This is a genomic window from Peribacillus deserti, from assembly GCF_002863585.1.
Classification (GTDB): domain Bacteria; phylum Bacillota; class Bacilli; order Bacillales; family DSM-1321; genus Paraperibacillus; species Paraperibacillus deserti_A.
In genome coordinates this window covers 84,743-96,538 of the sequence record NZ_PGUY01000017.1, presented here as the reverse complement: position 1 = coordinate 96,538, position 11,796 = coordinate 84,743, and the positions used below count along the sequence as shown (strand labels likewise).

The window sequence follows — 11,796 nt, the reverse complement described above, 5'->3', positions numbered from 1 at the left end:
AAGCTTATTTTAATGTAGCAATCGTAATACCTGATTCCTTTAGGGCAGCTGTGATATTCTTTGCAAAATCTAATGCATGTATTCCGTCTCCGTGAATGCAGACTGTATCGGCCTGGATGGAGACTTCGGTCCCTTGAAGGGAGGTTACGCTGCCTTCCTTTACCATCCGGACCACCTGCTTTACAGCAGCATCATGATTTGTAATAAGTGCTCCCTCAGCACGCCGGGAGGTAAGTGAGCCATCGTCTTGATACGTCCGGTCAGCAAAGACCTCGCTTGCGGAACTCAAGCCTATCTTCTGGGCAGCACGGATCAGTTCACTGCCGGCGAGCCCGAATAATATAAGTTCAGGATCCACTTTGTAGACAGCTTCTGCAATGGCCTCTGATAATATAGCACTTTTCGCAGCCATATTATACAGGGCTCCATGAGGCTTCACATGCTGCAGACTCCCGCCTTCTGATTTAACAAAAGCGTATAGTGCGCCAATTTGATAGATAACAATGTCATATGCTTCCTCGGGCGAAATGTTCATATCTCTTCTTCCGAAGCCGGCTAAGTCCTGCAGCCCGGGATGAACCCCGATTCCAATGTTCTTTTCTAGTGCCAGTCTCACTGTATTTTTCATGGTACGAGGATCGCCGGCATGAAATCCGCAGGCAATATTGGCAGACGTTATATAATCTAATATCTCTTCATCTCTGCCCATCTTGTATGCGCCAAAGCTTTCACCCATATCACAATTAATATCTACAACAACCAAACCAAACTCCTCCTAGCTGGTAAACTTTAGAATAATGCCTTGTTTTAAATGCTGAATTTCTTGTTCTCTTTTAAGGTAGAGATTTTGAGCAGCTTCCAGCGGGATTTCTTCGAATGCAAGGCTATCACCTGGCTTAGCCTGGGCCAGCAGCGGCAAATCGACGGCTGGAACCTGTCCGATTTTTGGATATCCTCCTGTTGTCTGCCGGTCAGCCATAAGTACAATCGGGCTGCCATTGGAAGGAACCTGCACCGTACCGAAGCTTACAGCTTCTGAAATCATTTCTGCCTTATTTTCTACTTCCAGCTTGGAACCATTAAGCCTATATCCCATCCGGTCGGACTGTGGTGTAACTTGGAAAGGGACGGAAAAGAATGCTTTCTGGCTGTCTTTTGTAAACCAATCAAATTGGCGGCCTTTGATGATCCTGATTTTTGTATTCGATTTATAGAAGGAAATCAATCCTGAGGATACGGACCAGTCAAGCTGGCTGAAAGGCTGGTCTGTTTGTTGTTTTCTAAGATAATCCATCATTTTGGCGGATAGAGAACTCTGCATCCCGAAGAGTACCTCATCACCCGTATTAAGGGAACGTCCTTCAAAGCCGCCGATTCCGGCTCTTAAATATGTAGATTTACTGCCCATTACATCTGGAACGGAAAATCCGCCTGCAGCTGCTATATAGGCTCGGCAGCCTGACTGATTTCGGCCAAAAGTGAGCAGACTTCCGCTCTTTATGTATATGGTTTTCCATAGCTGAACAGGAATGCCATCAATTGCAGGGCTTAAATCTGCACCGCATATCGAAATAAGGGTATCTCTTTCGAATCGTAAAGCTGGTCCAATTAATGTGAGTTCCAGTGTGGCCTCGTTTTCAGAGTTTCCGACCAATAAATTGGCAATGCGGTGTGCCAGCTGATCCATCACGCCGCTTGAGATGACTCCGTATTTTTGATAGCCATACCGGCCTAAGTCCTGAATGCTTGTAAGAAGGCCAGGCTTCATTATGCGGATCATTGGCTTTCCTCCTCAAGCGATTTATATTCTTCTAAGCTGATTGGTTTAAATTTTATCTTATCGCCCGCCCTCAGCAAACTTGGAATGTTCTGATCTGGACGGAACAGGGGCAGGGGGGTACGGCCGATCAGCCGCCAGCCGCCTGGCGTCTCAATTGGATATATACCTGTCTGCCTGCCGGCAATACCTACTGTACGCGGCGGGATTTTGAACCGCGGGGATTCTCTCCTTGGTGCAGCAATCGTTTCAGGCATTCCACCCAAATAAGGAAAGCCGGGAGCGAAGCCGATCATATATACGATATAGTCGCCATCAGCATGAATATCTATTACTTTTTCTGGAGTTAATCCGTTATGTTCAGCGACAAACTCGAGATCAGGCCCGAACTCTCCTCCATAGCAGACTGGGATTTCGACGACCCTCGGGGCAGGTGTTTCTTCGATAGTCGCACTGCTTAAGAAGCGCTGAAGCTCGTTACAAACCCATTTATAAGGAGGCAGCCGGTCTTGTTTTGTCAGAGATGAAACCAGCAGGGGGTCGTAAAAAACAGTGACAGTTGAGAAAGCAGGTATGAATTCAATCATCCATTGGGCCGAATGGTTCTCTAAAAGGGAGGATACCCTTTGGACTTTTTTGTGGATATCAATAGTTATTTCTTCTCCGAATTCGATAATGATGGCATTATCCCCTAACGGATGTAATCGAACTTTCATTGTTACACCCTTCCTAATAATTAGTCTATACTTAAAATTCCCATCGTGAGTAAAAGTATTATAGCTCTATGAGTCCGGCTTGTATGTACCGTTTTAAGCTTTGGTGAAGGAGTTCATCTTTTAGTTTCGACATCTTTCGCCATGGTTAAAATTCATTATACTTGAGTAGGTAGAATAGTCAAAAAATTTGAATTCAGGCAGGCAGCGGGTCCGCTCATGCAGACTTGTATTCACGGACAAGAAACGTATATGATGAGAGATAAATGAGGCTGTTTGAAGGATGGAAATTGTGTGAAGAAAACCATTAGGGTTATCGGTGCTGTTATAGAGAATGATAGAGCTTAAGTATTATGCGGATTAAGATCTCCTGTTATGGCGCAGCCGAATGTATGGGAGTTTCCGGGAGGGAAAGTTGAAACAGGTGAAACGGACCAGGAAGCGCTGATCAGGGAAATTAGGGAAGAACTTGGATGTGTAATAGAAGTCTTCAGCCAAATAACAGAAGCAGCCGAGGAATATTCTTCGATTATTGTTCAGCTAATTACATACCGCTCCAAAATAGTAAGCGGTCATCCTTCTGCCAAGGAACATTCTGAATTGAAGTGGGTTCACAAAAGTGAGCTGTCTCTTCTGAATTGGTCAAGAGCGGATAGACCGACCGTAAGGATACTGTCACAAGAATTGTAAAACGCAATTAAGTTTGCAAGGAAGTTGAAAGGAAAATTGCTATGACATTTAAAGAAAAATTATCGCCGCATCTGAAGTCGGAGGATGAGATTGTAAGACTCTTCATCCTGCAGGCTTTGAGAGACTATCCTCTCATTCCTGAAGAATGGACCGTGCAGTTAATCAAAAATGAATCTGCTGCTGGTAGAGATTTAGCTTCTCTTTCATATGAGCTCCAAGGTCATTCACTTAATGAAGAAGCTGTGTCATTGATTATTAAGCATGTAAAAGGAAAAAAAGACTTCGAGCAATATGAGAGTCTGGTGAATCTCATTCCACCAAATAAAGCTCTCCAATATAAAAGTGAGCTTTCACCCTTCATTACTTCCAGCCAATGGGCATTATATGAAGTGCTTGTTAATGGGGAAGAAGATCAGGTATGGGAGGAGTATGGTTCGCATTTAGCGCAGCTTGAAGCTCAGGAAACGTATGATGATGCTTTATATAGGAAAACAAAACTCATTGCTAAGACAATTGCCAAAAAAGGCTGGGTGGATGACAACGAAATTAAATTTCTGCTGAATGAAAACTTAAACGGAGACTGGTTTAATTTTGCCGGCATTTTTGCCGTGTATTGGATCGGTTTACTAAAGAAGAATGAGTATATAAACCTGCTGGCTGGTATGCTTTCGCGCGAAGAGGAAGACTTATTGATGGTAGAAGTGGCGGATACCCTTAATCAATTTCAAAATGATGATGTGATAAAGTCTGTGCTGCCTTATGCAAGGCAGGGAAATGTATATGCACTTTCTGTACTGGCTGAAACAAAATCGTCTCTGGCCGTAATGGAATTGAAAAAGTTATATCAGCAGTTTACACAGCCGGAGGACAAGGAGCTTGTGATTGAAGCCTTAGCCCATCAATTATCGCTTGAAGGCAGGCCGGAGATCGATCAATTTATGAAAAATGAAAGCTATCAGGCAGTAATGATAGACTTAGAAAAGACCGTATATGGTTTTTACAAGCTAGCAGGAATCGTTCATCCGCGTCTTGAATATTGGAAACGGGCAGCTGAACAAAAAGAACTCAGCTATCAGGAATATGTCAATAAACCCGCTGTAACCGAACGAGAAAAAGTGGGGCGCAACGATCCCTGCCCCTGTGGAAGCGGTAAAAAGTATAAAAAATGCTGTGGTCAATAAAAAACAAGGCAGGCACCGGAACCTGCCTTGTTTATTCAATCCAATTCAATTGGAGCCTGTGAATTTTTCCATGCTTTAAAATCGTCTAGATCACTTACCAGCTGTTTGACTGCAAAACCGATCACAGCAGCATCATCAATGAAACCAAGAGCGAAAACAAAGTCCGGTATAGCATCAGTAGGAACCACAAAGTAGAGAAGGACGGCAAGGATAGTCAGGATCGACTTCTTTGGGATCTCTTTGTAGTCCCCCTTTACCCACGCTTGAACCATTTGAAAAAGCAGCTGAAGATTGTCCCATGCTTCGTTCAGGCTGCCCTTTTTATCAGCAGCCTTTACCGCTGCTTCTTTTAATAAACCTTTAACGCGGTCCTTACTGTCCATATATTCCTGTGCTTTTGACAAGAAAACCTTATATCCGCCTGCGAATTTCCTGCTATCTTTCATTTTTCATACCTCCACCGCTGTCTATGAATAACCATTAGGCACGAATACCAAACCAAAAGAGTAAGAAAAATTCAATGGGCCTTATGTTCATAACGTCATAATTCTAGTTTCAAAAGGATGAACAACTGCTAAAAGAAGTAAAAACAAAGTAATCCTTGATACAAGTGATAGCTGTCTTTGATTTAATCATACACACATGCGTGTGGGTGTGTCAATACATTATACATATTTTGGTTATGGGGATTAAAAAAGCTCTGATCAGTAAGTTGCAATGATCGGAGCTTTACAAACTATTATTCGTATTCTTTGCTGAGAAGGGTATACTTTTCTATTTTTTCTAAATTAGGCTTGTAGCCGATTCCAGGTAATTTGGGTACCGAAATCAGTCCGTTTTCTGCTATAACTTCAGGAGTGATTATATCTTCTTTCCAGTACAAGGCAGAACCTGCAGTGTCGCCTGGCAGGATGAAGTTTGGAAGGGAAGTGATGGCAATGTTGTGGGCACGTCCGATCCCGGCTTCCAGCATGCCGCCGCACCACAGCGGAATTCCGCTTTCCATGCAGAGATCGTGGATTTTCCTTGCTTCTGTTAATCCGCCGACCCGGCCTACCTTGATATTAATTATTTTGCAGCTACCTAGTTTTATCGCTTTTCGCGCATCGTCAAGGCTATGGATGCTTTCGTCTAAGCAAATCGGGGTAGAAAGAACAGCCTGAAGCTCAGCGTGATCTATAATATCGTTATGGGCAAGCGGCTGCTCGATCATCATCAAGTTATAAGCATCCAGCTGCCTTAGGCGGTCCATGTCAGACAGCGTATAGGCAGAATTGGCATCAGCCATTAATGGGATCTCAGGATAGACCTGACGCACCCGGTCAATAAGCTCAACATCCCATCCCGGCTTAATCTTTAGTTTAAATCGCTTATATCCTTCCTTCAGCCTTGCTTCAATCACCGAGAGGGAAGCATCTATGGATTCCTGAATGCCAATAGAGACCCCTACCTCAATTTTTTCCTTGGTCCCGCCGAGTGCTTGTGCCAAAGATATTCCTTTTTCCTTTGCATAAGCATCCCATACCGCCCCTTCAATCGCTGCCTTTGCCATATAATTTCCCCTGATATGCTTAAAGAGCTTTTCAGAGACTTCATCCGGATGGCTGATACCTGATTTAAGAATGATAGGGATTAAATAATCTTCGAGTATATGCCAATTGGTTTTTACCGTTTCTTCATTATAAAGAGGATCGAGCATCGCAACAGATTCAGCCCATCCTGTTGTTCCACTTTCAGTCACAGCTTCAACCAGGATAAAATCTTTGTCGTATTCAATGCCAAAGCTGGTTACGAACGGGGTTAAAAGGTCAAGTTTCATATGTCTTAATGTGATCTTTTTAATTTTCATCTGTTTTCACCTCTTTCTTGGAAAGAACATAAAAATGAACAGGACTTTTTTTGTCCGGCTGCTTTAAAAAACGGGAAACCTGCCATCCATTTTCGAATAGCGCTGTAAATATAGTCCGGGTGTGGATCCGCCAGCCCAGGGCCGCTTCTTTATTTATTTCGCGGATGGACCTGTAACTGGAAGGGACAGCGACATACACATATCCATCTTGGGCAGATGGTGCTTCAAGCACTCTTGAAACAACAGGCAGAGAATCAGCGCCCATTTCCCATTGAATCAGTGACTTTGTCTGTGCAGTTTCGAACTCCTGGGGGATTTCTGGAATTTTTGCTTTTATGTCTGTGATATGCCACTCGACTAGGAAACGGTCTGATGGAATGCCGCTGTTTAATAGGTCATCCATCTCTCCATAGCAATTATTGATATAGGTGGAACTAATTCCCCCAAGCTTATGGATGTTTAGGTATCCATTGATGCTTTCCAAAGGATCGTACGTCCAGGTAATCAACGAATAACCGAGCTTTACGGCTTCTATCCGCTGAGCTGCCTTTAATTTCTCACCAATGCCGCGGTTACGGAAGTCTGGATCTGTACCGAGGATATGAGAGCAAAGGTATACAGTCTTTCCATCGTAGCCAGGAAAGCTATACTGAAATCCTGCCAATTGGTCATTATAATAAGCTCCGAGCACCAATCCGCCATTTTTTACAGCAGTGAGCGTTTGATGGGTGGGAACTGAATCCTGCACGCCCCATATCTTTGATTCTAATTTTCTGACATCTTCTAAATCTTCTATGCTGGTAAGTCTGCGGATTTCTATGTCCATACCGTTAGGGTCACATCCTTTCCTGTTCTGAAGCCAGCAGAACGGCTGCAGTTAAAATTTGAGCTCCATAAATTAATGCGTCCTGGTTAAACGTCATTTGCGGATGATGCAGGCCCGGGGACAGTCCGCATCCTAATCCAATCATAGTGGCTTTGATCCCTGGGTTTTCGAGAGTGTAGAAGTGGAAGTCTTCTCCGCCGGGTGAGATACAGGAAGGAATCAGATTTGCGCTTCCTAGAATACTCGTTATTGCACTTGCTGCAAGGTTTTTCGCTGCTTTGTTTTCTATGGCCGCCGGTACGTATTCATCCATTGACCAGCTGATAGTTGCCCCCGTTTCTAAAACAACTTCATCAATGGCTGTTGTGGCAAGCTGCTTAAGTTTGTCCATGGCATTATTGGTCTGTGCTCTTACATCCAGTGAAAAAACAGCGGTTTCCGGGATGATATTGGTAGCATTATTGCCGGATTGCAGCTGCGTCATTTTAATGGAACCGGTTTCTTCTTTAGGAAGCTTAATTTGCTTAAGCTTATATACAAGAAGCGCAGCAGCTTCAATTGCATTGATGCCATCCTCCGGCCTGGCAGCATGGGCCTGGACGCCTTTGATCGTTCCCTTTACCGTACCGGCAGAGCTATGGATGATGATGGGGGAGGCTTTACCGATGGGGACTTCAAAGCTTGGCCGGACATGAAGACCGAATAAATATTGAACGTTTCTTAATGCACCATCTTTCATCATTTGCAGAGCGCCCTGGCCTTTTTCTTCAGCTGGCTGGAAGATAAAACGAAGCGTTCGTTTTGGTATGATACCGCTCAACGCAATCGCCAAAGCTGTGTGCATAACCATCGTGCTATGAGCGTCATGCCCGCATGAATGGTTCGGTCTGACCACCCCGTCCACCTCTTGCAGGAGAGCATCCATATCAGCCCTTAGCGCTACTACTTCTTCTGTCTCACCCGGAATTTCGGCAATGAGCCCATAATGTTGATCAAAGGTACGAACGGAAATCCCTGCATCCGTGAGCCTCTTTCGAATATAAGCAGATGTTTGTTTTTCCTGCCAGCTTGGTTCGGCAAGTTCGTGAAGATTGTGATACGTTTTAAAAAGTTCACCCTGCTTTTGTTCTAAGTAATGAATCGGATTCAATAGCTCTCGCACCTCTTTCATTCGATAAAAATGTCCTGTTTTGAATAAAGTTCTTCGAGCTGCTGCTGATGAGCAAGCACACTTTTGGGAGCCCTTTGATAAATACCCTGTATGATTAATTCAGCTAAACTTATCGCTGAAGCGATAGAATTAGGTGCTGCTTTTGCATCCTCTTCTGTCGTTAAGGCCAAACTTGAGATGCGGCCGACAGGGGACAGAAGACGATCGGTAACAGATATTAATGTAATGCCGCGATCAACTGCGCATTGTGCCATTTCAAGCGACTCACGTGCATACCGTGGCAGTGAGAAAATGAAAACAACAGACTCATTAGTTAAACTGTTGAATTTCTCATAGAAATCTCCTGCGGGGGAGCTTAACACCACGTTCCCCCTAAGCATGCTGATGGTGTGGGAGAACCAGCAGGCCGCTGCAAAGGAAGCACGATATCCCGCAATCAATACCTGATCTGCCTGCAGTAACGCATCGGCAGCCTTCCGAATCAATTGCTCGTCTAAATGCTCCAGCAGATTATTTAGAACATGAATTTCTTTTTTGATCATTTTTGAATAAACATCTGTTTCGTCTGAAGAGGTCAACAGAGACCCAGAAAAAGCGGTGGTCTGAAGCAGCTGCTGCTGAATTCTTGCCTGCATATCTGTATAGCCCTCACAGCCGAGAGCGTACGTTAACCGGATCACAGTTGTTTCACTTACATCCACTTTCCTGCCTAACTGAAAGGCTGTTAAAAAAGCAGCTTCTTCCAGATGCTTGCTTAGATAAAGGGCTACTTTCTTCTGGCCGGCGGATAAACTGTCAAACTTACTTTTTAATAAAGCATGAAATGTTAGTGAATCCATGTTCGTCCCTCTCTTTGAAGTTATTGCTTCATTATTCTTTAAAAATGAAGTTAATACTTTATCTATACTTATATCACAGTTTTTATAATAATTAAATATTAAGAATATTCTCTGAGGGAGTGGTCCTGCTGAAGCTGGTAACAAGTGAATTAGATCATGTACGGGATATAATGAAAAATTGGACGTTTCCCTGGTTGATTTCAGGAGGATGGGCGATAGACCTGGGAATAGGGTACATTACCCGTCAACATGAGGACATCGATATCTGTATATACCGGGAACATACCCGATACTTGCTCGATTACTTTTGTGGATGGGATATATATGCTGCTGTACCAGGGGAGCACCGCCTGGAAGCCGTGAAATCAGCTGCGGATCTCGCGCCACCCGTTTTTTGCCTTCATTTATTCAAAGAAAAACAATTCATTGAAATTCTATTAACCGATAAGATTGGTGACAACATTCTATACAGAAGAGATCCGGACATTCGGATGAGAACAGAAATTTTTGCCAGAACAGATAGGTACGGCCGGGTATTCACAGCTCCCGAGATGCAGCTGTTATATAAGGCCAAGGAAGGAAGAGAAAAGGACCAGCAGGACTTCCTAAACTATTTGCCCTATATGAATTCAGACTCAAGAAGGTGGCTTGGGGCTGCACTTCAGAAGCACCTGCCAGGATCTCCATGGATTCCAGTACTTTCAGCTGAAACATAACTTCGATGCGGGCTAAGAAAAGTGCCACATATCCAGCTTAAAATCGATTCTTTATATATGTTCGCCTAAGTAAAAAGGAAACTATAAAAGTCCATGCAGATCGTAGATAATGTTTAAATATAATGAAAATAATGACTGTCTTCCTTCTTAAAGGGCCTAGATAGTGGATAAGGACATGCATGTAAGACTGTTAAGGGTGAGGTTTATTTATGGGGAAACTTTTCTTTTATAGTGACCAAGTAGTTGAATCGCCTGGTAATCGAAGGTTGGATCATTTACTATTTGATGGAAGGAAGATTTAAAGTATTATGATAGGATATATTCCATCTACCGAAGACGTGGATAGGAAGTATTTCAATACTAAAGCATAATATTATCGTGATTATGGCATTCAAAACATATTGTTCTTTGATCTATATAGTGAATTTAATCCCTTGAAAAATAAGGAGTTACTTAAATGTGACATTATTCATCTTTCTGCTGGGAATCCAATAGAATTCAGAAGGGCGATTAAAAAACGCGAAATGGAAGAAGCTTTACGAACGTATTTTAATCAAGGAGGGATTATTGCAGGTGTAAGTGGAGGGGCAGTTCAACTTGGAAAGTCTGCAAAATTATTTCAGATGTTTATAGGAAATTCTGATGAGAATGGATTAGTTTTTGCCTCATTACAATCGCTGGAATGAGGATTATAAAAGAAAGGTACGTAATTATGCCAAATCAAGTGGGACAACAGTATATGCTGGAAATGATGGAGATGGGATTATTGTTGAAAATAATAAAGTCCAAATGATAGGCGACATCGTAGCGATTAACGGGGACGAATAGATTAAATTCTTATTACATTAAAGAGTACACTTTAATGTAATAAGAATTATGTAAATCCAAGCTTAGAGTGATATTTACTTTGAGCTTTTACGTGTGCTGCGTATTGTGTAAAAGAGCCTATGAATTCAAATGTTAGTTAGTCCATTATTTTAGCGACAAAAACTGACTACTTTCATTATAAGGACTGTTTTTTATTTAGGGGTTTGTGGACCATAGTCCAGCTGTTTTTACAAAGATTCTCGGGTTCATCTTTAATTGGGCGACCATAAATTCAGCAAGATCTTCGGGCTGCATCACTGTTTCTGGATCTCCCTCTGTCAATTTGTTCTCAAAGGCCAGGTCCGTTGCGACAGTGCTTGGAGTCAGGGCAGATACTCTGATATTGTGTTTCCTCACCTCATACATGAGAGATTCGGTAAGGCCGAGCACTGCAAATTTAGACGCGCTGTATGCACTTGTGACAGGCGCACCCTTTTGGCCGGCAGAGGACGAAATATTAATGATATCACCAGACTTAGCTTCTACCATTCCAGGAAGAACTGCACGTGTTACATTATAGACGCCCATTAAATTCACGCGGATAATATTTTCCCACTCCTCTGGGCTTAACTCCAAAAAGCCGCCAAACTTAGCGATCCCCGCATTATTTATGAGGATATCAATCGAACCAAGATCAGACTTGATATGTTCTACCGCACTTGTCACCGATTCCAGGTCGGACACGTCTCCGCGGGCCGCGGACGTTGTTACGTCATAGGCATCTAATTCTTCCGTTACCTTCTCAAGATTCGACATGTTCAAGCCAAGCAGACCTATGTTCACACCTTCTTTTGCCAAAGCTATGGCAGCGGCGCGGCCGATGCCCCGGCCAGCTCCGGTAATAAGGGCATTTTTTCCTTGTAATGAATGCATCCAATCACTCCTCTATTCATTTTACCTTATTAATATACCCCAAGAGCATTTTTTTGTACCCTGATTTGTTTATCCCGTTATAGATCTTAGATGCAAAAGCTGGTTTTAGGGCAGCTTCAAAATCTATTGTGGATTTTTTGGCACTTTGTACCTGCAGGGTCGAATCTTTGTGCAAAAGGACAGGGCGGCCCTCGGGATAGACGAAAAGAGGAGGCTACCAGAATGAGAGTAACAGCTTGGTCTGCCAGAGCCTTTTTTAGAATAAAACAAAAAAAAGCCACCCTGAAAGAATGA

The 11,796-nt window shown here is 43.1% G+C and carries 14 protein-coding genes; 5 read left to right on the top strand and 9 right to left on the bottom strand.

Annotation, left to right across the window (positions count from 1 at the left end; translation table 11 throughout):
- Positions 1–4: 4 nt before the first annotated feature.
- Genes CUU66_RS06285 through pxpB form a run of 3 tightly spaced genes read right to left on the bottom strand, consistent with a single transcriptional unit; the run spans position 5 to position 2,493 of the window.
- A complete protein-coding gene (locus tag CUU66_RS06285) occupies positions 5–763 on the bottom strand; it encodes a LamB/YcsF family protein (protein WP_101640824.1) in 759 nt (252 codons plus the stop codon).
- 12 nt (positions 764–775) lie between these two features.
- A complete protein-coding gene (locus CUU66_RS06280) occupies positions 776–1,780 on the bottom strand; it encodes a biotin-dependent carboxyltransferase family protein (RefSeq protein WP_101640823.1) in 1,005 nt (334 codons plus the stop codon).
- Complete coding sequence (gene pxpB, locus CUU66_RS06275) at positions 1,777–2,493, bottom strand: 5-oxoprolinase subunit PxpB (protein ID WP_101640822.1); 717 nt, start codon at positions 2,491–2,493, stop codon at positions 1,777–1,779. The genes CUU66_RS06280 and pxpB overlap by 4 nt, the downstream gene beginning before the upstream one ends.
- Before the next feature lie 372 nt (positions 2,494–2,865).
- Here pxpB and CUU66_RS06270 point away from each other — a divergent pair, with 372 nt between their 5' ends.
- Together CUU66_RS06270 and CUU66_RS24750 are read left to right on the top strand one after the other, a co-directional pair.
- Positions 2,866–3,180, top strand: a complete 315-nt coding sequence (locus CUU66_RS06270; protein WP_308302467.1) for a (deoxy)nucleoside triphosphate pyrophosphohydrolase — start codon at positions 2,866–2,868, stop codon at positions 3,178–3,180.
- Between the two features lie 41 nt (positions 3,181–3,221).
- Positions 3,222–4,361, top strand: coding sequence for a YecA family protein (locus CUU66_RS24750; RefSeq protein WP_257967915.1), 1,140 nt, complete (start codon positions 3,222–3,224; stop codon positions 4,359–4,361).
- A 35-nt stretch (positions 4,362–4,396) separates the two neighbouring features.
- Here the strand turns inward: CUU66_RS24750 and CUU66_RS06260 are convergent, their stop codons facing one another.
- From CUU66_RS06260 to CUU66_RS06240, 5 genes are all read right to left on the bottom strand, one after another.
- Positions 4,397–4,807, bottom strand: a complete 411-nt coding sequence (locus CUU66_RS06260) for a YkvA family protein (RefSeq protein ID WP_101640821.1) — start codon at positions 4,805–4,807, stop codon at positions 4,397–4,399.
- A gap of 293 nt (positions 4,808–5,100) precedes the next feature.
- Entirely contained in the window at positions 5,101–6,210 is a 1,110-nt protein-coding gene (menC, locus tag CUU66_RS06255) for an o-succinylbenzoate synthase (protein WP_101640820.1), read from the bottom strand.
- Positions 6,200–7,036 (bottom strand): GNAT family N-acetyltransferase, encoded by an 837-nt coding sequence (locus tag CUU66_RS06250; RefSeq protein WP_101640819.1) that lies wholly within the window; start codon positions 7,034–7,036, stop codon positions 6,200–6,202. Before CUU66_RS06250 ends, menC begins: the two co-directional genes overlap by 11 nt.
- A gap of 10 nt (positions 7,037–7,046) precedes the next feature.
- Positions 7,047–8,207 carry an amidohydrolase gene (locus tag CUU66_RS06245; protein ID WP_180955179.1) on the bottom strand — a complete coding sequence of 387 codons (1,161 nt, stop codon included), beginning with the start codon at positions 8,205–8,207 and terminating at the stop codon, positions 7,047–7,049.
- Positions 8,204–9,046, bottom strand: a complete 843-nt coding sequence (locus CUU66_RS06240; protein ID WP_101640817.1) for a MurR/RpiR family transcriptional regulator — start codon at positions 9,044–9,046, stop codon at positions 8,204–8,206. Before CUU66_RS06240 ends, CUU66_RS06245 begins: the two co-directional genes overlap by 4 nt.
- Before the next feature lie 119 nt (positions 9,047–9,165).
- Between CUU66_RS06240 and CUU66_RS06235 the strand changes: the two genes are divergently transcribed.
- The 3 genes from CUU66_RS06235 (at position 9,166) to CUU66_RS24030 (ending at position 10,590) form a co-directional block, all read left to right on the top strand.
- Complete coding sequence (locus CUU66_RS06235; RefSeq protein WP_101640816.1) at positions 9,166–9,762, top strand: nucleotidyltransferase domain-containing protein; 597 nt, start codon at positions 9,166–9,168, stop codon at positions 9,760–9,762.
- 434 nt (positions 9,763–10,196) lie between these two features.
- Entirely contained in the window at positions 10,197–10,448 is a 252-nt protein-coding gene (locus CUU66_RS06230) for a Type 1 glutamine amidotransferase-like domain-containing protein (RefSeq protein ID WP_101640815.1), read from the top strand.
- Positions 10,423–10,590 carry a hypothetical protein gene (locus CUU66_RS24030; protein WP_180955177.1) on the top strand — a complete coding sequence of 56 codons (168 nt, stop codon included), beginning with the start codon at positions 10,423–10,425 and terminating at the stop codon, positions 10,588–10,590. The genes CUU66_RS06230 and CUU66_RS24030 overlap by 26 nt, the downstream gene beginning before the upstream one ends.
- A 195-nt stretch (positions 10,591–10,785) precedes the next feature.
- Here CUU66_RS24030 and CUU66_RS06225 read toward each other — a convergent pair whose 3' ends face one another.
- The gene (locus CUU66_RS06225; protein ID WP_101640814.1) at positions 10,786–11,502 is read right to left on the bottom strand and encodes a 3-ketoacyl-ACP reductase; all 717 of its coding nucleotides are present in this window, start codon (positions 11,500–11,502) and stop codon (positions 10,786–10,788) included.
- Positions 11,503–11,796: the final 294 nt, after the last annotated feature.